We start from the raw sequence: 21,268 nt of genomic DNA, 5'->3' as shown, positions 1-21,268 counted from the left end.
GAGTCTGAGTGAAAACCTCTGCCTTGCAATATTTTGTAAGCCTGTGTTTGTCTGTTGTGGGGTGGCAGGCGAGCGCTGCGTCTCACAGTACTTCAGTGCTTGCGTCTTCAGCTGGTGGTACAACTAGCCCGATGATTCTGGCGCTAGTCGTCGGCGGCCTGATGGCAGCAATGGCTGGCACCGTGATTTGGTGGTTGAGCCGTCGATCGGACCAGAGACGCCATAATGGTCATGATGAAGCACACCACTTTTACCTCGAAGCATTTCAGGCCAACTCAGGCTTTGAATTTGTGTTTAGCTCTGATGCCAGTCTGATTTGTATGAGTGACGGGCTGACAACCGCGCTTGCTAAAAGTCACAAAGCGCTATTTGCCTATAACCTGCATGAATTGCTGGAACCAGATAGCTGGGCACGGCTGGCAGCCTGGCTAGAGGAGCCAAAACCTGGTCAGGTGATTAAACTGACCCTGGTTAGCGCGCACAGTGAGCGTGTCACAGGACTTTTTGAGTTACAAAGCTCTGAGCACCGCAATTTGCACCTTGCCCGGTACTTACACCTTTCGCCTCATCTGGGTCAGGCAGATACAGACAGCGAGCTGCTGGCAGTGACGCTCAGCTCCATCGGTGATGGTGTAATATGTTGCGATATTGATAGCCGGGTGATTTTTATGAATCCGGTTGCTGAGGCGGTACTTGCCTTACTTACCGAAGAAGTAAAAGGTAAGCCCATTACTGAGGTGATGCCGTTATATCATGAAGGGAGTGAAGGACCCATCGAAGATCAAATGGCCGTGTGTATGCGCAGTCAGCAAACGGTTAGCCTGCCGGATTCTACCTGCTTTCGAAATCACCTTGGGCTGGAGTTTGCCATTGATGATTCCTGTTCCCCGGTATACAACAATTCAGGCAAAGTCATTGGTGCCGTGATGATTTTTCAGGATGTGACTGAGTCAAGGGCACTCAAGCGCAAAATGAACCATCTGGCCCACCATGATGCACTGACGGGGTTGCCTAATCGTTTGCTGCTTCAAGATAGGCTTATCCAGGCGTGTAAACGGGCGTTGCGTAATCGCCATCAGTTTGCGGTTGTGTTTATGGATCTGAATAAATTTAAGAAAATCAATGACTCTTTGGGACATGATTTTGGCGATTTACTCCTGAAACACATTGCACAACGATTAACGGATTCTGTTCGGGCATGTGATACCGTGTCCCGGATGGGCGGTGATGAATTTGTATTGTTGCTGGATGCCATTGAAGATAAACGTCATGTACGAAGCGTGATTAAAAAAGTGCTTGATGGCGTGTGTGGTCAGTATGAGATCAAAGGCGTTGAAGTACAGGCTGCGCTGAGTGCCGGCGTTGCGCTGTATCCTGACGACGGCGATAACGCTGAATTACTGATGAAACGTGCTGACAGCGCGATGTATCGGGCAAAAAGGTCGGGCAAAGGTGGGATGCAGTTTTACTGCTCTAAATTGGATGATGAAGCTGAGCAAAATCAGGCTCTGGAGCAGGCTATTTTAGACGCTTTAGCGGCAGATAAGTTTGTACCGTATTTTCAGCCTGTTGTCTGCGCATCAGATGGTCGGCTTGTGCAGGTGGAGATGTTGGCGCGGTGGCATAAAGAAGGCACGCTTGTCGAAGCAAATCGATTTATCAATGAAGTGAGCGAAGTCGGTTGCCTGATGGCATTGCAATCTAAACTCTGGGAGCAAGCATTTAAGCACTTTGCCAGTTGGCAAGCAACAATCCCTGAACTCAGGCTGAGTATCAATGTGTCTGTGAAAACACTGCAACAGGATGAGGCATTGAGCGAACTGAACAGGCGCCTGATTGAACATCAATTGCAACCCTGGCAAGTCGAAATTGAAATAATGGAGCAGCAACTCACATTGCTGGGTACGGAGGCTGATAACGTGATAAACCATTGGCAACAGGCTGGCTTTACAATTGCCATCGATGATTTTGATGCCAGCCACACGAGTATTGGACAGTTACATGAGTTAAAAATCGACGCCTTGAAGCTGGATCCGGGATTACTATCTAGACTGGTCGACGAGGAGTCGCAGAGTTTAATAAAATCTGTATTAGTGATGGCAAAAAATATCAATGTTACTTGTTGTGCTGAGGGAGTTGAGTCAGCTGAGCAGGTAAAGGTATTGTCCGAGATGGGCTGCACCCTAATGCAAGGTTACCATGTTGGCCGGCCTGTCAGTGCTGAGCAGTTGACTGACTATCTGGCCAAGCTAAACGTACATTAATTCGAGCATACATCGACCATTTTCAATCCTTAAGGTTGTCTTAATTTTCTAAATTTAACCTGCACCTAAGTTAACATTACGGAGCAGCGTATGACAGCCCTCGTTCAAAATCTCGGAACCGAATTTGCCCCCCTGCAATTGAGCTGGGCTGAGCAAAACTCCTCTTTACGAGCAGCGTTAGAAAGCGATATTCACGCAGGTTTTCGTAAAGCATTTGATGCGCAGATCAAACATTTTTACCCCCTATTGAGTGAGTTTCGGCTGACATGCGGTCATTGCTGTTTGGGGTTGAGGCTTGCTGGCAAACATGAGTTGTTTGTCGAGCAGTACTTGCGACAAGATATTGAGCAGGCAATTCAGGCACATTCTGTTGGCCAAGAGTTCAAAGGTCAGCATATGCGCTTTGAGATAGCAGAGTTGGGCAATCTGGTCTCGACGAATCGTAAAGCGAGTTTGCTGCATTTTATCATTGTCACTCAGGCACTCACGGCCTATGGCGTTCGTTACCTTACCTTTGCTGCCACCAGCCAGGTTAGAGCTTTGCTGTCTTTGCTAAAAGTGCCTGTACACGTGCTTGCAGATGCTGCGGACGATATCGCCGTTGCAGCGGACTATGGCTCTTACTATCAGCAGCAACCCAAAGTGTGTGTTGTGGCTTTATCAGATGCAAAGCTGCTTATTCGGGAAACAGCGCTTTTCAGACGTTATGCAAATCAGTACCGCAGTGAAACTGAATATTTGCTGGAGGGGCTACGTCATGCATAAGTTTTTAGATAAGACCCCACACAGCCAGCAACAGGTTATTCTTGAAGATGAACATGGCACATGGACAAAGCACTTGTTGCAGCAGGCGAGCAACGAACTAAGCGGTGTCTTTGCAGAGCTTGAAGGAGAGTGTGTTGCATTTCAAATGGATAACTCAGCTGCCTGGATTGCCGTTGATTTCGCTTTGAATGATAGCAACAAAATTGCTCTGCCATTGCCGTTATTCTTCACCCGGGCACAGTGTGAACATGCGTTGCTAGAATCTGGTGCCAGTTGGTTACTGAGCGAGACGTTGAATTCAGATAATGTCTTGAGTAAAACGATTAACGTATGTGGTCGCACTGTTTATGTCTACCAGCTTAGTAGCAAGCCAGCAGCATATTTTGCAGGCACTCGCAAGATCACGTTTACTTCAGGCTCGACAGGCACGCCGAAAGGTGTGTGTCTGTCGGACCTTACTATGCAGCAAGTTGCCAGTAGCCTGTGTGAACGATTGGTACTGAAGAACCCAAAGCACTTGTGTTTATTACCGCTGGCTGTGTTGTTGGAAAATGTGGCTGGTGTCTACGCTCCCCTTCTGAGTGGCGGGCAGGTGATTACGCCTTCGTTAAACACACTTGGCTATCTGAGAAGTCAGCTACAAGACCCAGAAAAGATTTTGATGTGTATTAGCCAATTCGAGCCACACACTTTGATTTTGGTGCCCGAGTTGTTGCAGTTGCTCGTAGCGGCCTGCTCAGCTGGGTGGCAGGCTCCTGAGAGTTTAGTATTTATAGCAGTTGGCGGAGCGCGGGTCGATGAAAGCTTGCTCGTTAAGGCCAGGAATAGCGGTTTACCAGTCTTTCAGGGGTATGGTTTATCCGAAGCTGGCTCCGTCGTTGCATTGAGTAAAGTTGCGCCACAATCTGAGGGCGTGGGAGACGTCCTCCCTCATCTTGAATACAAGATAGTGCAAGGCCAGCTTTTCCTCAGAGGGCCCCTGTACTTAGGGTATCTGAATGGACCTGAACATTCTCCTGAACATTGGCTGGCAACCGGTGACCTGGTCAGGCAAACAGAGAGTGGACTGGATATCTATGGGCGGCTTAAAAATCAACTTATTCTCAGCTCTGGGCGAAATGTTTCACCGGAGTGGCCAGAAGCGCTACTACTTAGTCAACCGGGAGTGGCTCAGGTTGTGGTTTTTGGTGATGCGAAAACGCACCTTGTGGCCTTGATTTATGCCGCCTCTCAGCTCAGTGATGATCAACTGGAAAAACACATCTCTTTAATAAACAGTCAACTACCTGACTACGCCAGGATCGGAACCTGGCACAGGTTGGCTCAACCCTTATCGACAAGTAATGAATTACTGACATCAAATGGTCGGCCGAAACGTGACGTGATCGCACGTTACTATCGCACTGAATTAACCGCGCTCTACTGCGATAACGCAGAGCTGCAGGCGTAACAGCCAAAGATGATATTGGAGAAAAGTACATGAGTAATTTTTATGAGACATTACAGAGCGCAACGCAAATTGAACGTGAATATTTACTGAGCGCTCCGATTTTTAAAGCGGTATTTGAAAGTGAGATCTGCATTGAGCAGTATGTTGGATTCCTGGAGCAGGCTTATCACCACGTTAAACACACTGTACCACTTTTGATGGCGTGCGGAGCTCAATTGGGTGACGATAAGGAGTGGTTACGAGAAGCTATTGCACACTATATCGAGGAGGAACTGGGTCATCAGGAGTGGATCTTAAATGATATTGCGGCATGTGGATTCGACAAAGAAGCCGTTCGTCATAGTCAGCCGGGGTTTGCAACAGAAATGATGGTGAGTTATGCCTACGACAGCATCCAGCGTATATCGCCATTAAGCTTTTTCGGGATGGTCAATGTGCTGGAAGGTACCTCAATCATGTTGGCTGATAAAGCCGCAACACAAATCCGCAACAAACTGGGGTTGCCTCAAAAAGCCTTTAGTTATTTGACTTCCCACGGTGCGTTGGACCTAGAACATATCGACTTCTTTGCAGGGTTAATGAATCGCATAGAGGATCCACAAGAACAGCAAATGATTATTCATGCTGCAAAGCGATTTTATTGCCTGTATGGCGCCATTTTTCACGCTATTGACACTCAGGTCGGGTCTTTCGTAAAGGAGGCAAGCTAATGACATCTCAAAAATTAGCGGTACTCACAGGCGCCACGGGTGGGCTGGGGCGAGTGTTTGCACACCGTCTGCTTAAAGATGGCTGGCGCTTGCTTTTGGTTGCACGTCAAAAAGCGCCATTACAGGCGATGGTCGCGCAACTTGGGTCGGAGCATCAGGCCATTGCTGTAGATTTGAATGATGCTGAAGGTGCCTGTCAAGTTGCTCATCAGGCAGCTCTAATGGGCAATGCCAGTCTGCTGGTTAACAATGCAGGTGTGAATCGGATGGTTGCCTTTGAAGATATGAGTCAGGCTGAATTAACACGGCAGCTACAGGTGAATTTGGTTTCACCTGCATGTTTGACGCACGCGATGCTAGATCAACTGGAGGCAAATCGAGGAACAGTGATAAACATTGGCTCAGCGTTGGGTGCCATTGGGTTTCCTTATCAGAGTGTTTATTGTGCCAGCAAGTTTGGATTACGTGGTTTCAGTGAGGCTTTGTCTCGAGAATTGGATGGACGAATTGCAGTGAAGTACTTGTCTCCACGCGCTGCGGATACCGCGATCAATGACGAGTCAGTACGTTTATTGAACAAAAAGCTTGGTAACAGAATGGATTGTCCTCAGGTTGTTGCGGATGAGTTTATGGCGTTGCTGAAGAGCAAAGCTAAACGCAAAGGGATTGGGTTTCCTGAGAAGTTTTTTGCCAGGCTCAATGGCTTTGTGCCTGAACTTGTGGATGGCAGTATTCTTAAACAGCGGTCGACTATCCGCGCGCATTTCGCGGCACAATCCGCAAAATTCTCTTCACGTTTGGAGGACTCTTTATGAAATCGACTTTTATCGCACTCGGTGCTTCTGTGGCTCTATTTTTCTGTGCTAAAAGCCATGCCGCGCTTGCAGACGACATAGCGCTGTTGCAACAGAGTTGGGCTAAAGTTAATTATGAGCTTAAAGATGATGCGCAGGAAAAAGCATTTAAAGCTCTGATCAAAGACAGTCAAAAGGTTGTGACAAGTTATCCGGATGATGCAGAAAGCCATATTTGGCATGGCATTATTCAGTCCAGTTATGCGGGCGCAAAAGGGGGGTTGGGAGCGCTGGGGCTGGCGAAGCAAGCTAAAGTCGAATTCGAACAAGCGATAGCGATTGACCGTGAGGCGCTGAGTGGTTCTGCACTGACTAGCCTGGGTACCCTATACAGTCAGGTGCCAGGGTGGCCGATAGGGTTTGGGGATGACAGCAAAGCACGTGAATTGTTTGAGCAGTCATTAGCAATTAATCCATACGGCTTGGATATCAATTACTTTTATGCCCAATTCCTATATGATGAGCGCGAATACAGCACTGCTCTGTTACACTTACAGAGGGCGCAAGCTGCGCCGAAACGTCCTGGCCGTGAAAACGCGGATCTATACCGTCAGGCAGAAGTGATCGAGCTATTAGCGCTCGTCGAGAAAAAGTTAAAGCGCAAAAAATGAGATTATTATTAGTTGAAGATGATGCCCTGCTTGCACAGGGTCTCGTCCAGTCACTGAAGAAAGAAGGGTATGCTGTCGAACATGTTGACAGCTGCGCTGGCGCATTGGCATCAATTGAAGTGGTGTTGCCCGAGTTAGTAGTGCTCGACTTGGGGTTGCCTGATGATGATGGTTTGAGTGTTCTTAAAGCACTCAAACAACATAAAGAGCAGGTAGGTGTATTGATCCTGACTGCCCGGGATGAATTAGACGATAAAGTGGCTGGGTTAGATCATGGTGCTGATGATTATCTTGCAAAGCCTTTTGAGCCACTAGAGTTATTTGCCAGATTAAGAGTTGTTGCCAGACGATTTGGAAAACAGCAGGACAGTCGTTTGAGTTGTGATCAGGTTACCCTTGACCTTGCTAGTCACCATGTTGAATTTGAACAACAAACCTTGCAGCTACCACGCAAGGAATACATGTTGCTAAAAGCTCTAATGGAAAACAAGGGACGGGTTTTGGCTAAGAGCCAGTTGGAAGACAAGTTGTATCATTGGGGCGAAGAACTTGGCTCAAATGCCATAGAAGTACATATTCATCATTTGCGCAAAAAACTACCAAGTGGGTTTATTAAAACGCTACGAGGTATCGGTTATGTAGTGGGTAGTTGAGTGTCGTTACACCCTGTTCATCGGCCTATTTCCATTAATCGCAAGCTAACTTTGATATTGGTCTCCTGTCTGATCCTGTCAACTTTCTGGGCGCTGTTGAGTGGCTATCAAGCCAGTATGGAAAAAGCAGAACAGCAACTTGATGAACAGCTTAGAGAAATGGCGACGTTACTCTTGGAAACAGAGCTCACACAGACAATTCCCACTCAGGAGATTTATTTTCAAATTTGGCAGCATGGCGTGCTGCTTGCTGCAAGCGAGCGGCTTAGTAATACTGAGTCTCGAGTTGACCTTTCATCAGGTTGGCAAACACAGAATATTGCTGCGATGCGACTACGTACTTATGTCATAGAGCGAAGAGAGCGTGTGGTATTGGTGGCCGAGCCCGTAAATAAACGTTTTTCTCTGGCTGAAAGTCTGGTGCTGTCGGCCATGATGCCGTTGGTGATCATCATGCCTATACTGGCTGTATTCATAGCTTGGTATATCTATCGTGCGCTCCGGCCTTTAACTCAATTATCATCAGAACTAAAGGTACGGCGAGCCGATGATTTTACTGCATTAAATACGTTTAGTCAGGATCGGGAAGTGGCCCCAGTGATAGCGATGATGAATGCGCTATTTGCTAAAGTTGAAGCTGCTTATTTACGGGAAAGATATTTTGCCTCTGATGCCGCACATGAGTTAAAAACGCCCATTGCAGCACTCAAGATTCATTTACATAATCTGGCAGGAGGTCCCACTAAAAGCAGTCTAAAGGGGATAACGCAAAGTGCAGAGCAGCTCAATCATATTGTTGAGCAGATGCTGACACTGGCGCGAACTGAACCTCAGGTATGGCGCAGGCAATTTGACCCTATTGATACAGAAGCCGTGACTCAGCAATTGGTGGCACAAATGTATGATAAAATTGCTGATAAAGCGCAGCTGATCAGTTTGCACTCTGAGCCGCATTCCATTTTGGGCTGTCAGTTCACCCTTTCAACTTTACTTGGTAATCTTTTGAGCAATGCCATCAAATATACACCCCCGCAAGGAGAGATCCGCATTGATATCACGCGCAATGCACACCAAGTTTTATGGCAAATACAAGATTCGGGTCCAGGCATGACTCAGGCCCAAATTGACCGTGTATTTGACCGTTTTTATCGGGTTGGAGGCGATTCACACCCAAGCGGAGAAAAGGGCGCAGGATTAGGGATGGCGATCGTAAGGCAGATCTGTGAGATTTACGATGCCACACTGACATTGTCAGACTCTGAATTAGGTGGTTTGAAGGTCTCTCTGGCGTTTAAAGGAGCACAAAATGAATAACACGCATTTGGCACTGGCACTGTGCATGGTGTGTGCTCCAACATTTGCATTGGAAACTCGTAGCATTGTGCTTAAAAACCACCTCTTTAGCCCTCAATCAATTGTTGTACCAGCAAGAAAAAAGATCCGCCTGGTAATTGAGAATCAAGACCCCGCAGCAGAGGAATTTGATAGCTTTGATCTTAATCGGGAGAAAGTACTATTTCCAGGCAGAAAAAGTGTCATCTACATCGGGCCGCTTGAACCAGGTGAGTATAGTTTCTTCGGTGAATTTGCTCCTAATACGGCGAGAGGCATAGTTATCGCGAAGGAGGATAGCAATGCTCCTTAATTCTGTGGTGATCACATTGAACCAATGTTTGCCTGTAGCCGTGGTTTGCGTACTGCTTTGTGCAACCGGGAAAAACGTTTTATCGGTAAAACAAGGCGCTTTGGGTACCTTACTAGGGGGCTTGGGTTGTATGGCCTTATTGATTCTGGCTGCAGATATTTCAGTGTGGTGGGATTATCGTGGGCTGGAGCTGATTCAGATTTTTATGCTGATAACGTTATTTGTTGGTTTAGCAGGCCATTATATCTTTGATCTTGCTTGCGCCAGGGTGATGAGCCTGGCTGCTGCACTCACTTTATACTTAAGTAACTTCCTGACTTATTTTAATGGCTACTGGCAGATGGATGAAGCCTTTGCGTTAATGCTGGGTACTGTTTTGGGGGTCAGTATATGCGCCAGTTTCGCAGTATTGTTGTATTTTTCTTTACTCTGGGCGACGCGAAAAATGTTGTTACTGGTGACTGTGTTTGTCGCCTTACACAGCGCCAGTAAATTGGTATTCGCCAGTGATTTGGCTGCCCAGATCGATATCATCCCGGCTTATACAGCGTTGTTGGATATGCGAACTTGGGTGGATGAATACAGTGTTGGAGGTCGGATCCTGAAAGTACTATTTGGCTATGAAGCCACGCCAAGTTTGTGGTCGATATTGGCTTTGGCAGCGGGAACGGGAGTTTTTTGGTTTGTTTATAACTGGAGGCAGGGCAGTGAAGCATAATATGATGCTAAAGGCCATTATGATTGGATGCCTTGCCGGGCTTGTGGTCAAGTCAGGCCATGTTAAGGCAGACGATATGGTCGTTGATAAAGTATATCACCCTTACGTGCTGCCTCTGGAACGTGAAGTCGAATGGCGTTTATTATCCCGACAAAATGATACTGGGAATGTACTGGCGCAGCGCTTGGGATTAGGCTGGAGTTTGACGGAAACCATGACTGTTGAAGGCTATGCAATTGGTGAACGAGATCCGGATGATAATTTCGATATGGCGGGATATGAAGCTGAGGTACGCTGGCAGCTTGTTGAACAAGGGCGATACTGGGCTGATTGGGGGCTGTTGTTTGAATATGAAAAACGTCATAAAGAATCGGCTTATGAAGCGACAGTAGGTCTTTTGTTTGAGAAAGAGTTTGGCCGTAACAGTCTGACACTTAATGCTTTTATTGCCAGAGAGTGGGGTAGTATGGTCAGTAATGGGTGGGAGGCCGAGTTCCGTGCTCAATATCGCTATCGTTGGATAAGTGCTTTTCAGCCGGCAATTGAAGTTTATACCGGAGAAGACTTTGTGGGAGTGGGGCCTGCTGTGATTGGGTTACACCGTTTTCAGGGTCAAAAACAGCTCAAGTGGGAAATTGGCTTTGTCACAGAATTGAGTCAGGTGAGCAAAGATCATAGCTTCAGGCTGGCATTAGAGTTTGAATTTTAAAATGGTGTGAGCAGGCTATACTCACAGAGCAAGTCTGACAGGCATGTTGCCAGGAAAAGGGCTTGTGAGGAGCAAGCGAGTGAACACCAATACTTTATCAGATCAGCTGGTGATGCAATGGAACGAGCTTTTAAGCCGGGTTGCCGAACTATTGGAAGTTCCGGTGGCATTGATCATGAAGCTCAACGGGCCGCATTTGAGCGTGTTCAACAAAAGCCTCAATAAAGAAAACCCGTACGAAATTGGTGACAGTGAATGCTGGGAGCGCTCAGGGTTATATTGTGAAACCGTCATAAAGGCAGAAAGCGAACTCTGTGTGCCCAACGCTTTGGCAGACCCTGTCTGGGACCACAACCCAGATATTAAGCTCAACATGATTGCTTATCTTGGCTTACCCATAAAAAATGTTGATGACTCTGTCTTTGGCACAGTCTGTGTTCTGGACAGTAAAGAAAATACTTTTGGCACTATGGCCAGAGCCATGCTGAGTTCCCTTAAGCACCTGTTCGAGCTACAACTCAGAATGTTGTCACAGCAAAAGGAACATGATCACAAAGAAGCTTTTAAAGAGCAAGCTCTGATGACCATGGGGCTGGCCCATGAATTGAATACGCCGCTGGGGGTCAGTGTGACTTCGGCATCCATGTTGAGTGAATCAGCAGAGCAGCTTAGCCGCTTACTGCAACAAAACCCTGTGCTTTTACCTGAGGTACAAAAGCAGGCAGCATGCATTCACCAGGCTGCTGACTTATTATCACGTAATCTCCATCATATTGATGACAAAATAGACAGGCTTAAGCAGTCAATTGTTCAGGGGCATGATGGTGTAACCAGGGTATGCCGCATTACCGATGTATTTAAATCACTGGAAAGTGTTTGGGAGTCTTCTTTGGCGATGCACAATGTTGTGCTGAATATTGACGTTGAGCAAAGCGCTGATGTGCTCCTGTATCTAAAGCCTGCCAGTCTCATCGAGGCGTTAAATCATCTCATTACAAACGCAATTGAACATGCATTTTCAGGGGGTGATCGGCCAACGATTACAATCGCTGTAAAAGTAAAACAAGCTGAGCTTAAGCTCAGGTTTAGTGATAATGGGGTTGGGGTGAAGTTGGTTCATCCTGAAGACATATTTGCCCCCTTTTATTCGACCAAAAAGCAAGTGGCTGGCTCAGGACTGGGTCTGGCTCACGTCAAACGCATTGCTATGAATGATCTTGGTGGGACCGTTTATGTAAATTGCAATCAAAGTGGGTTATGTATCATGTTACGCTTTCCTGTGACCCATGCACAATCAGAGCCCATAGAGGATTAGAATCAGAGCCCTTTTTGCGCTTTGACTGTTGAGATAGCCAGAGCAAGTTGCGCTGCAAGCCCAGCATGCTTTTTGTGCATCACATGGTAGGCTTTGGAGCGAAATAAGTGGTGCACATGTAAATGAGACAGTGAGTCTGGGAGCGGCCACTGAGTAGAAACCACAAATATTGCATAGTCAAACCGATGTACGTTCAGCAGCTCGGGCAACTTGGCCAGGTTGTTTATATGGTAAAAGGTGTTTCTGTTCGCGTGCGGATACTTATTGAGCAAAACACGTTTGGACTGATCGGTTGCGACTATGGTGCTGGGCGTTGCCACCAATACTGAGTTATCGCACGGTACATTCGCAACACATAAGAGGATAAATTCCACTTCCGTTAAAGCAGGCCCGACAGCAATAACATCTTTAAAAGGGGCGAAAATCTCTCGTGCCAGGATCACATCACCATCGGTGTGTTGTGCTGTAATTTCGTGCAGTACGCGGTGTGCTGGCATGGCTACAAAATTGGCCTTAATTCCTGCCTGGTTGTAAGCGGCCTGGATTAAAGGCAGGGCCTGATCGCGCACACTTGGATGTTGAAGGTAAGAGATTGTTAATGGTGTGGCAAATAGTGATGCACTAAAAGTACACAAGGTGATAACTTTGGCTATTAGGCTAAAAATTTTTTTGAGCATAAAAAACGCCTCGCGAGAACTTCGCAGAATTATACCCAGTTTGGATGCAAAGCATAGTCTCCAAAGGTGTTATATCAGGTTAAATTAACCACAATTTGCCCTCGATCATAGTCCCACCAATTAGCTAAAATAAAAAAGGTACACCCTTGTCTCCTCTGCCTTGAAAGCGACTTGTTAGTGTCATTAAGAATTAATAAATATGATTAAAAATTAGTTGACTTAGAGGGGCAGCCCGATAAGATGAACGTAGACAGAATTTGGGTCAGTGTTTATAAATCTCCATTACGTTGTTGTATAAGTTTTTGCTTGTAGTAGTACCGTCCTGAAGTTTTATCACCGGCAAAATTTAGGTCTATGCGCCCACATGGGCATAGGTTTGCCAGTTTTTTGTATAGAAGGATCCTTTGCAACAGGGCAGAGGTTAGCTTTTAAGGATTGGCATCATTTTAATATTCAGGATTTACTATCATGTCTAATACTTTAACAGGTACCGTAAAGTGGTTTAACGAATCAAAAGGCTTTGGTTTCATCGCTCAGGAAAATGGCCCAGATGTCTTTGCACACTTCAGTGCTATCAAAGGTGACGGCTTCCGTACACTAGCTGAAGGCGAGCGCGTTGAGTTCAAACTGACTCAAGGTCAAAAAGGCCCTCAGGCAGAAGAAATCGTTAAGCTATAATTTATGGCTTAAAAGAAAAAGCAAGCTAAGGCTTGCTTTTTTTGTGCCTGTAATTCGTCATAACATACCTTTCAGTTGGTGGGCTGTGGTAAGATCGCTCTATTACTTCCTGATGTGTTTTATTCCATGGATCAGACTCAATTCTGGCAGCTCATTGCCATTGATAACCAAACCAAAGGCAAAGCGGCTCAATTAAAAGCCAGGCTCGAGACGCTCTCTGATACTGATGTCGCTGATTTTGATAGCCACTACAGTAAACAGCTCAGACGTTTATGGCACTGGGATATATGGGGCGCAGCCTATGTTATTTGCGGTTGTAACAGCGAATATGACTTTCTGGATTTTTGTAACTGGTTACTGACTCAGGGTGAAGAGCTGGTCGATCAGGTGCTGGCCCAGCCAGATAGCCTGGCAAACATTGATGACATGCCCCTGCGCGACAATTTGCCCTATCCGTATTGCGACGAATTAGATCTGACAGCAGGACTGCTCTATGAGCAAAAAACCGAGCAGGAATTGCCATATCACAACACCGTGAACTATGCGCCACAGGGCAAACAGTTTAAAAATAAACCCAAAGTGTTAAAGCAAACCTACCCACAGTTGTTTGCTAAGTACTGGCAGGGGTAATGCGCCCCGCTCAGACTTGGTTTTTGGTTGTTTTTGATATCTGTACCAGTGATAAAGCGTCGGTACAGATGCAAAGCTTGCTGTACCTGGCTTATGGTGGCCGCTTCAATGTATGATCACATTAACTTTTGTACACCAAACGCAGGGTTGTGTTTGGTGTTTAAGTTCTAAAAAAGCAAATAGTTTCCCTTCTATGAAAACTTCGGGCCCGCTTAACTTTCTGAAGTATCAATTAACTTTTCAATCAAAGAGCGCATTTATTTTTGTATAACGGAATAATCTTCTGATTGTTCGTAAAATACCAGCATACAAACTGACTAGGTTTAGAGCTTGTCTGTTTAGTCTGAGCGTGATTAAAGTGCGAGTGCGAATATGAAATTTTAACAGGTTGTTTGTTTTTTGTTTCATTTTCGGTGTTTGTAAATTACGCTTTTATGACGTAATGCGTTAGGTTTGAACACCCTATAAAAAGAAGTAATTACTTCATAGTGTTAGCGCTATAGCCGGGTCACAAACTTACAAGGAAAAGTCTATTTTTTAAACTATGTGTATTCAGGGAGAGAGTGAATGCCTATTAACAAAGTCCCCATGGTGGCCTTTTTGTGCTGTTTCAGTTGTCTGAGTTACGCTGATACACAATGGGTCGACAAGCACACGCTACTAAATCAACAGCATCTGTGGCAGGAAATTGAGGAAGTATTGCAGGCGCAAGTCCGGGTAGAACCCTTTGCGTTGAAGACTGGACCTGCCGAAAAAGGGCTTACTTATCAGCACGTAAAAACTATAGGAACAGCCAAACGGTTCGAGCATTATCAGGTTCTTTATCGAGATAAGCCGGTGATCGATGGGCAATTTGTACTCGTCAGGAACAGTGCGGGCCAGATCCTACAGGGCCTTGGGGCTGCATTGAGGGTGAAAGAGGTAAAGAAGGCTCTGGATGGTCAGTACTTTCATAGTTCCCTGTTGGAAATCAGGCAACGACTGCTTGCCGATCCAAGCATAACCCCGGAGACTCAATTTCAGGATTTCGGCCGAGCTTACATGGTTTGGCAAGGCCGCTTGATTGGTGTGTTTCAGGTCACTGCCACTTCGAAAAAGGGCATACATAGACTCACTATCAGTGCTGATACACTCAGTGTACTTCAATCTGAGCAGGGGGTTGATCATTTTTCTGATGAGGGCCGATATGTGGCTGCTGGTGGCATTGGTGGCAATGAAAAAATGGGTGCCATATGTTACTCACCGCAACCGGCGACCATGGAGGCTTGTCTTGGATATCAATACGATGAAACGACCAGCGCTTCAACTGAACTGTTGTTTAATGATGTAAGTGATACAGATAGCCCACTCATCTTCGCAGAATTCAGCGGTTATCCTTTTGTGGTGAGAAAAGAAGGTGGAAGTTGTTTTTTGGAAAACCCGTATGTGCAGACTATTAACTTCCTTATTCATCAAACAGAACCTTATGAATTTGACTGTAACGGTAAGCCTGAAAGCTTTGAGCGTACCAAAGTCGATGAAGCTTACTATCATTTGTTTAGTTACAGTCCTGAGAATGAAGCTCACTTTTATGGTGGGCTAACAATGCAGTTTTTTCATAAGCAGCTGAATGAGTTATTTCCAGAACAAAATGTACATTGTGTAGAGAATGGCTACTGTCTTCAAACCTTGAAACAAAGGGTGCACCAGAATTCACTTGGCATGACTCAAGCTTATTGGGATGGTACCTATACCAATTTTGGTAATGGGGATAGCTACTTAAATTATTCGTTAACTACGTTGAGTGTAATAGCGCACGAGGCTGCGCATGCCGTGACACATTGGAATAGTCGGTTGGATAGTCAAGGTGAATCTGGCGCTTTTAATGAAGCATTCTCTGATATTACAGGCCTTGCTGTGCTGGACTACTTGCAGCGTAGTGTAGGGGGGAGTTTTAGCCAATCGGAACCATTTTTAAAGCAAGTACTTGATGGGACGGGTTACCCGCAAACCGATAAAAAGTGGTGGCTAGGTTGGGATGTTAAGTCTCATGACATAGGGCAGCGTTACTTTGCCCTTCCGTCACTGGATGGTCGTAGTATCGACCATCTGATAATGTATCGTGCAAACATGTCTCATTATGACTTGGGCGGTATTTTCAGAAAAGTGTTTTATGAGCTCGTAAAAACTTTCGGCTGGACAATTGAAGAAGCATTTAAGTTATACCTGAAAGCTAATGTATCTTGTCTGCCAGCTCACGCCAGTTTGGATGATGCATCAGTTTGCTTGATGTTGGTTGCAGATTCAGATGTTGTGAGCAAATCTAGACAGGAAGCACAGAAGAACGTCGATGAGGCGTTGCACTTGGTAGGGCTGGTGGCGCAGACGTCTGAAATTTCCAATTTGGCGGTCATGACTGTACCTCAGTACGATGAATTTGGCTACCAGATCGATACTCTTCCCATTAATGAAATTGAAAGCATCGCTGTTGATTGGGGTAATGGAAGCACCGAACGCTGGGAGCGTAATTCCAGTGATGCGATTTACCCGTTTTTACAAAGGGCACATGATGTTGAGCCCGATTTGCTTACGCGTTTTAAGTTAAAAGTAGTGAAAACAGACAATAAGGAGTTGCTTGCTTACCGTGATTATTACTCACGTCCGCTGGGAGTGATATGTCCGCCGTGGTTTGGAGGTGAAAGATTAGACATGATGAACAAGGTTTTGATTAATCATCAAAGTCTTTCGCTATTACCGGAGAGCTATCAGGAGGTTCTGGACCAGCCCTTGAGCTTATACTTGAAGCAAAAAAATATAATTGAACTAGGCGTAAATGCTGTCGGACACCAAGCGATAGTGATGCTAGATACCAACCGTAATGGTGTTTTTGAAGAACGAGAAGTGTATCGAAAAGAGGTGGTAACGGACTCGGGGCAGGTTGCCTTTACTCTACCTGAGGGGTTTCAGCCAGGCAAAACAATGATGCGTGTGGTTGTTGGTGGCAGATATAGCTTCTTATTTTCCTGCGGAGGTATTAGTGAGGGCCAAGTTTTAGATGTCAAAGTCAACTTTTCAGGCACAGACGAAATGCTGCCTACTGACTATGGTTTCGAAATTCATAGTGGTAATAAAGTGAAATTCATCAACAGTCTTGTCCAAAGTAACATACAATCTTCGGAAGATTTTGAACAATCCTTATGCGGAAATGGCTTGGAGCACAGCCTTTTATCAAACGCTATTTCGCACTCTTTTGGCACCCAGACTTGTTTTGAGGCAATTTCTGAAATGAGCTCACGAATTTATACATATATTGAACCGTTAGGTTTATCTGCCTATCAAGCAAAAAGCATCACGACTCAAACCTGTATGGTGCTCCACCCAACGTAATTGAAGGAATTGCTGTAGGGTTGCACTTGCATATCGCGGGTGGGACCTGAGCGTTTGCTCAAAACACTCTCCATATTAAGGGAATAAAATATGAAACCTCTCTATTTATCCATTGCATTTGCATTGGGGACGGCATCCGTCATGCCTGATGCTTTTGCAAGTCTAATTGAAGCTGATAATAATGTTGTATACCAACAAGACATTCAGATTAAAAATGATCGCTTGAAAGCGCGGCTAGCGCAGCACGGTCTGAGTAAAAAAAATCGACCTCATTTGTTTTCTCTGATTGAGCAAAGGCTGGAACAAGATGCATCAAGTGCTGATACTTTAGGGTTCAGCTTATTACAAAACTGCACAAGCGGCAGGCCTGAGCTGTGTTCGTTTTTTAAACATATGGGAATTGGGTCTGCGACTAAAGCATCTTCGGGTGAACAGTTTGTTGTGTTATCTGCATTAAATAGTAAAACGGTGCCGACCGATTATACGTTGATAGATCTGCAACTGGTCAACGAAAAAGGCGAGCAGTTAACTATGCCAATATACAATGAATACTTTGGTGACGGACAGGAAGCTAAGCGCAAATCGGTGTATTCCTACGCTAAGGTACAAAATATTCTCTCTAACCTTGCTGCTTCAGAACGTATCTTTGCTGATGGATGGATAACCGTAGTTTACAGGGATGCAAACAACAAACAGGTTATGGAAGACCGTAACGTTGTGGTGGAATATTCAAAAGAGACCTTGTTGGCTAAATTAGGTTATTTTTCCCAGCCAAGATCGATTGTATCCTCAGGGGCAGATACCATATTACTGCCTTTAACTGGTCGAGTTGGATTCGGAACACAGATTGATATGCCTATTGATAATCGCTCTGAAGCAGGTGCAGGCGTGCCGGATGGCAGGATCGTGATGTGTCTTAATCGGAATTTTGGGGATTGTGATTATGAAAATATCTATCCAACAGGAACCCCTACCAGTCAAACCAAACTAAAGGTGCCATTCAAGGGGAAGCTTGATGTAATGGGTAAAGTTACACGTATTTACCTACCTGACTTTACCACCCTGGAGGTAAAGGAAGAAAACGGCAAAATCACGTTAGTTGAGAGCCCTGAAATTGATAAACCTATTTTTGTGAATCATGGCACTAATATCTTTATTCAGACCAAAGAAGGTGGAGGAGCTGTATCTATAGACGGTTCTGCTTATCAGAGTATCAGCAACTTCTTTGCTAAGAATTTAACACTTAGCTACGAGAAGTCAGGTGTAATGGATATGACTGAAATATCCTGGGATATCCCACAAAATGAAGGTGTATTCGGAGATGCTACCTTATTTGGTAGATATCAGGATACCCACTGGATTATGCATTTTGCACTTGATCACGTAATTCGCCCTGGGAGACCGCCGCTAACGGCTTCTTTTGTTATTGGCTCCTCAGATATGGATAGTGGTTGGCAGGATATAGGTCATCCCCAGATGCAAATTGTATATAGTTGCCTGGCCGAAGGCACTTTGATCACCTTACCAAATGGTAAGCAGCTTCCAATAGAACAGCTTGAAGTGGGCGACCAGGTGTTGGGTGCCAGTGAGTTTTCACCTGCTAACCATCTAGCTCTGACAATTGAGGATATTTCTGTTGGTGTTGAAACCATCCCTATGGTTCAGCTGAGAACTAAGTCAGGTAAAACACTGTTATTGACTGAGTCTCACCCTGTTGTGATGCAATCTGGTAAAGCTGTCTGGGCGAGTAAGGTTGAACAGGGTACGCAGATCTTAACTGAAAATGGGCTAGAGATGATCACTCACATAGAGGAGGTTGAGTTTACCGATAAGGTATATAACCTTCGTCTGGGTCGCGGTAATGATGATCCGGATTATCAGCCAGATGAGTCCTTCAGCATGTTTGCAAATGGCCTGCAAGTGGGTGATTTGGCAATGCAAAGTGAGCATGAGTTTAGCAATGAGATCGAAACAACTGAAGATGTGCTTAATCGTTTGCCTCAGGCCTGGCATCAGGACTATCTGAACAGTCTGAAGCAGTAGTCATGGATTGACAAATACTAAGGCCCATCAGGGCCTTTCATGGAGATATGATTATGAAAATACGTAATGTGGTTTCGATTATGTTGTTATTTGGGGTCGCCCTGTTATTGATAAAGGCACACGCTCTCGATATAGCTGTCCATGAAGTAGAGAAACGAACAAACATTGATCAGAGTAACGACCTAGTGCCGCTGGGAACGGCTTATCAGAGCAAAGGTAAGCGATTTTTAGGGCTGCAATCTGTGCTTGGCAGACGAGTTGAGCATCTGGGTAATACGCATATAGATTTCAGAGTAGGTGTTGACTTGAGCTATCAGCAAGCTCTCAAGCTTGTTGATGGTAAGGTTGATGCTGGCTTCGAATTGCCTGCGGTACGAGCGGATGCTGGTGCAAACTATGCCAAAGACATCAGTGCTGACAGGTATACGGGTACTTACACTGTCTATTCTTCAATTAAACCTAAATCGAGCATGTTGATTCCCAACAATGATTCGGGCTACCAGCCGACACTAGCCGCAAAGGAATTGGCGAAGGCATATCCCGGGAACAAGGCAAGTAACCTGGGTGATGGGTTTGTGCATGGTTTTGCGTATGGTTCAAATGTCGTCATTAATATGAAAATTGAGTACCGAAATGAAACAGACAAACGCACCATTGGGGGCTACCTGAGTGTTGACTGGATAGGCACAGTGAAAGTTGACGGTGAACTTCAGAAAATAGCTGAAGATAAGAGAAAATCAGTTAAGATCACTATAAGTGGTATCCAAAGTGGGGGAGATCCCAACAGGCTGCTACAAGTCATACCTAACGGTATTATGCACTGCACATTGTTCAACCCTGAACCCTGCTTTAACTTGTTTGAAGCGGCGATACATTATCTGAAAACGGACTACATCAATCAATTTAATTCATTGGATGATTACAATATTACTGACGTATATACAGCCAGTTATCTGGATTCTGGTGCAGATCTCCAACTGCTTATTCCTGATAACGGTTACACACCCGGTAATTACCTGACGCGATTAATCGTCAAGGAGCTGACGGCACGCTGGATAGATGAGCGATTGGTTTATCGGCGTGCAAAAAATCTGCAACGTTATTACGCAGCACAGTTTTCTGCCCAACAACTTGAGCAGCTGCAGGATATTGAGACTAAGAGTCGTGCTAACGCCAACCTATTTGCCGATTTGGTGGACTACTGTGAGCGTAACCCTGAAGGCAATCACTGCATTGATTACGAGGCCGATAATCTGGTTTATTTGCGTGATTATAGCGCCATCAGTGACGTATTAAGATAAGGATATCCCATGAATATACTCAGATTTTTATTGGTTTTGTTCGTATTGCTTGTGCCTTTAGGTCTGCCAGTTCTGGCGTTAGCATCAGAGCAAAATACAAATACACACCAGCAAGCCAGGTTTAGCGAGCTGGGTGACTTACTTACGGTAGAGCAGGCTCAAGGCCGGTTTGCCTGGTTGAGTAAGTGTTACGATGGATTATTGGTTGAGCTGTGGGAGCGAATGCATGGCACGACCGATATTGTCGGTAAAGAGGAAAAACTTCGTCAGCTTAGAGAGTTATGGCTCTCTGACGCTGCGCTAGCCGCGGGGAAAGCTCAGTACCTGACCTTTGCAAACGTTGATTTTACCAATCCTTATCAATGGTATGCAGGTACCAGCGCGGGCGAAGCGTGCTCTATCTTGCCTCCAGAATATGAGCCGGTTGCCCTTAAAACGACAGTTTTGCCGAGATCATATTGTGATAATCGCAGCTATGATCACGAATGGGAGTGGATCTCTGAAGTAACAGTGGATGATTTTATTCACCAGTCTGAGAAACATGAACATAGCCTGGTTTCGGGAAAAGTGATTGTACTCAGAGCAAATCAGGTAGCGAAAGTGACCATTAAGCCGGGAAACAAACAGCCGGAGTTTCCTTCTTATGTAGCTGTTCGGGTATGGCTAGACTGGAATCACAATGGTCAGTTTGAGCAATCTGAAATGGTGTACCGTTCGGCATCATCAGGCGTTTTCAAGTTTTTGCTGGATGTGCCCACAACAGTGCCTGAAGGTTTGACGTTGATGCGTATTGCAACCGATGCTGGCGGAGGCTCGGATAACGCGTGTACTCGAATTCATTATGGTGAAGTCGAAGATTATCTGGTAACGGTTCGTTAA

At 45.5% G+C, this 21,268-nt stretch carries 19 protein-coding genes; 18 read left to right on the top strand and 1 reads right to left on the bottom strand.

Annotated features, from left to right (window positions below):
- The first annotated feature begins 8 nt into the window (after window positions 1-8).
- The 12 genes from CWC22_RS22230 to CWC22_RS22175 all read left to right on the top strand — a co-directional run bounded on the left by CWC22_RS22230 (window position 9) and on the right by CWC22_RS22175 (window position 11,694).
- Complete coding sequence (locus CWC22_RS22230) at window positions 9-2,264, top strand: putative bifunctional diguanylate cyclase/phosphodiesterase (protein WP_138538395.1); 2,256 nt, start codon at window positions 9-11, stop codon at window positions 2,262-2,264.
- Between the two features lie 90 nt (window positions 2,265-2,354).
- On the top strand, window positions 2,355-3,029 hold the full coding sequence (locus CWC22_RS22225; RefSeq protein WP_125562650.1) for a thermostable hemolysin: 675 nt from the start codon (window positions 2,355-2,357) through the stop codon (window positions 3,027-3,029).
- Window positions 3,022-4,479 (top strand): AMP-binding protein, encoded by a 1,458-nt coding sequence (locus tag CWC22_RS22220; RefSeq protein WP_138538394.1) that lies wholly within the window; start codon window positions 3,022-3,024, stop codon window positions 4,477-4,479. The genes CWC22_RS22225 and CWC22_RS22220 overlap by 8 nt, the downstream gene beginning before the upstream one ends.
- Window positions 4,480-4,508: 29 nt before the next feature.
- Window positions 4,509-5,189, top strand: a complete 681-nt coding sequence (locus CWC22_RS22215; RefSeq protein WP_138538393.1) for a TenA family transcriptional regulator — start codon at window positions 4,509-4,511, stop codon at window positions 5,187-5,189.
- On the top strand, window positions 5,189-6,004 hold the full coding sequence (locus CWC22_RS22210; RefSeq protein WP_138538392.1) for an SDR family oxidoreductase: 816 nt from the start codon (window positions 5,189-5,191) through the stop codon (window positions 6,002-6,004). The genes CWC22_RS22215 and CWC22_RS22210 overlap by 1 nt, the downstream gene beginning before the upstream one ends.
- Window positions 6,001-6,654 carry a hypothetical protein gene (locus tag CWC22_RS22205; protein ID WP_138538391.1) on the top strand — a complete coding sequence of 218 codons (654 nt, stop codon included), beginning with the start codon at window positions 6,001-6,003 and terminating at the stop codon, window positions 6,652-6,654. Before CWC22_RS22210 ends, CWC22_RS22205 begins: the two co-directional genes overlap by 4 nt.
- A complete protein-coding gene (locus tag CWC22_RS22200; protein WP_125562660.1) occupies window positions 6,651-7,307 on the top strand; it encodes a response regulator in 657 nt (218 codons plus the stop codon). Before CWC22_RS22205 ends, CWC22_RS22200 begins: the two co-directional genes overlap by 4 nt.
- Window positions 7,308-8,621, top strand: coding sequence for an ATP-binding protein (locus CWC22_RS22195; RefSeq protein ID WP_230090665.1), 1,314 nt, complete (start codon window positions 7,308-7,310; stop codon window positions 8,619-8,621). It abuts the gene before it with no gap.
- A gap of 25 nt (window positions 8,622-8,646) precedes the next feature.
- The gene (locus tag CWC22_RS22190; protein ID WP_228553412.1) at window positions 8,647-8,952 is read left to right on the top strand and encodes a cupredoxin domain-containing protein; all 306 of its coding nucleotides are present in this window, start codon (window positions 8,647-8,649) and stop codon (window positions 8,950-8,952) included.
- A complete protein-coding gene (locus tag CWC22_RS22185) occupies window positions 8,942-9,670 on the top strand; it encodes an iron transporter (protein WP_138538390.1) in 729 nt (242 codons plus the stop codon). The genes CWC22_RS22190 and CWC22_RS22185 overlap by 11 nt, the downstream gene beginning before the upstream one ends.
- A 4-nt stretch (window positions 9,671-9,674) precedes the next feature.
- Complete coding sequence (locus CWC22_RS22180) at window positions 9,675-10,379, top strand: hypothetical protein (RefSeq protein ID WP_416365171.1); 705 nt, start codon at window positions 9,675-9,677, stop codon at window positions 10,377-10,379.
- Between the two features lie 79 nt (window positions 10,380-10,458).
- On the top strand, window positions 10,459-11,694 hold the full coding sequence (locus CWC22_RS22175) for a GAF domain-containing sensor histidine kinase (RefSeq protein ID WP_171045069.1): 1,236 nt from the start codon (window positions 10,459-10,461) through the stop codon (window positions 11,692-11,694).
- 2 nt (window positions 11,695-11,696) lie between these two features.
- Here the strand turns inward: CWC22_RS22175 and CWC22_RS22170 are convergent, their stop codons facing one another.
- Window positions 11,697-12,371: a hypothetical protein gene (locus CWC22_RS22170; RefSeq protein ID WP_125562670.1), complete on the bottom strand. Its 675-nt coding sequence runs from the start codon at window positions 12,369-12,371 to the stop codon at window positions 11,697-11,699.
- A gap of 468 nt (window positions 12,372-12,839) precedes the next feature.
- On the opposite strand from CWC22_RS22170, the gene CWC22_RS22165 reads away from it, so the two are divergent.
- From CWC22_RS22165 to CWC22_RS22140, 6 genes are all read left to right on the top strand, one after another.
- Window positions 12,840-13,049, top strand: a complete 210-nt coding sequence (locus CWC22_RS22165) for a cold-shock protein (RefSeq protein WP_010380108.1) — start codon at window positions 12,840-12,842, stop codon at window positions 13,047-13,049.
- 126 nt (window positions 13,050-13,175) lie between these two features.
- Window positions 13,176-13,679 (top strand): DUF4240 domain-containing protein, encoded by a 504-nt coding sequence (locus tag CWC22_RS22160; RefSeq protein WP_138538388.1) that lies wholly within the window; start codon window positions 13,176-13,178, stop codon window positions 13,677-13,679.
- 567 nt (window positions 13,680-14,246) lie between these two features.
- A complete protein-coding gene (locus CWC22_RS22155) occupies window positions 14,247-17,045 on the top strand; it encodes a M4 family metallopeptidase (protein ID WP_138538387.1) in 2,799 nt (932 codons plus the stop codon).
- A 90-nt stretch (window positions 17,046-17,135) separates the two neighbouring features.
- Window positions 17,136-19,088, top strand: a complete 1,953-nt coding sequence (locus CWC22_RS22150) for a Hint domain-containing protein (protein WP_138538386.1) — start codon at window positions 17,136-17,138, stop codon at window positions 19,086-19,088.
- Between the two features lie 53 nt (window positions 19,089-19,141).
- On the top strand, window positions 19,142-20,389 hold the full coding sequence (locus CWC22_RS22145; protein ID WP_138538385.1) for a hypothetical protein: 1,248 nt from the start codon (window positions 19,142-19,144) through the stop codon (window positions 20,387-20,389).
- 9 nt (window positions 20,390-20,398) lie between these two features.
- Entirely contained in the window at window positions 20,399-21,268 is an 870-nt protein-coding gene (locus CWC22_RS22140; protein WP_138538384.1) for a GEVED domain-containing protein, read from the top strand.

The sequence above is a fragment of the Pseudoalteromonas rubra genome (assembly GCF_005886805.2).
Taxonomy (GTDB): Bacteria; Pseudomonadota; Gammaproteobacteria; order Enterobacterales; family Alteromonadaceae; genus Pseudoalteromonas; species Pseudoalteromonas rubra_D.
This window is presented reverse-complemented; position numbering and strand designations above follow the sequence as displayed.

Coding starts and splice junctions, on each gene's coding strand:
- CWC22_RS22225 (WP_125562650.1), top strand. CDS start 2,355: ATGACAGCCCTCGTTCAAAATCTCGGAACCGAATTTGCCCCCCTGCAA.
- CWC22_RS22220 (WP_138538394.1), top strand. CDS start 3,022: ATGCATAAGTTTTTAGATAAGACCCCACACAGCCAGCAACAGGTTATT.
- CWC22_RS22215 (WP_138538393.1), top strand. CDS start 4,509: ATGAGTAATTTTTATGAGACATTACAGAGCGCAACGCAAATTGAACGT.
- CWC22_RS22210 (WP_138538392.1), top strand. CDS start 5,189: ATGACATCTCAAAAATTAGCGGTACTCACAGGCGCCACGGGTGGGCTG.
- CWC22_RS22205 (WP_138538391.1), top strand. CDS start 6,001: ATGAAATCGACTTTTATCGCACTCGGTGCTTCTGTGGCTCTATTTTTC.
- CWC22_RS22200 (WP_125562660.1), top strand. CDS start 6,651: ATGAGATTATTATTAGTTGAAGATGATGCCCTGCTTGCACAGGGTCTC.
- CWC22_RS22190 (WP_228553412.1), top strand. CDS start 8,647: ATGGTGTGTGCTCCAACATTTGCATTGGAAACTCGTAGCATTGTGCTT.
- CWC22_RS22185 (WP_138538390.1), top strand. CDS start 8,942: ATGCTCCTTAATTCTGTGGTGATCACATTGAACCAATGTTTGCCTGTA.
- CWC22_RS22180 (WP_416365171.1), top strand. CDS start 9,675: ATGCTAAAGGCCATTATGATTGGATGCCTTGCCGGGCTTGTGGTCAAG.
- CWC22_RS22170 (WP_125562670.1), bottom strand. CDS start 12,371: ATGCTCAAAAAAATTTTTAGCCTAATAGCCAAAGTTATCACCTTGTGT.
- CWC22_RS22165 (WP_010380108.1), top strand. CDS start 12,840: ATGTCTAATACTTTAACAGGTACCGTAAAGTGGTTTAACGAATCAAAA.
- CWC22_RS22160 (WP_138538388.1), top strand. CDS start 13,176: ATGGATCAGACTCAATTCTGGCAGCTCATTGCCATTGATAACCAAACC.
- CWC22_RS22155 (WP_138538387.1), top strand. CDS start 14,247: ATGCCTATTAACAAAGTCCCCATGGTGGCCTTTTTGTGCTGTTTCAGT.
- CWC22_RS22150 (WP_138538386.1), top strand. CDS start 17,136: ATGAAACCTCTCTATTTATCCATTGCATTTGCATTGGGGACGGCATCC.
- CWC22_RS22145 (WP_138538385.1), top strand. CDS start 19,142: ATGAAAATACGTAATGTGGTTTCGATTATGTTGTTATTTGGGGTCGCC.
- CWC22_RS22140 (WP_138538384.1), top strand. CDS start 20,399: ATGAATATACTCAGATTTTTATTGGTTTTGTTCGTATTGCTTGTGCCT.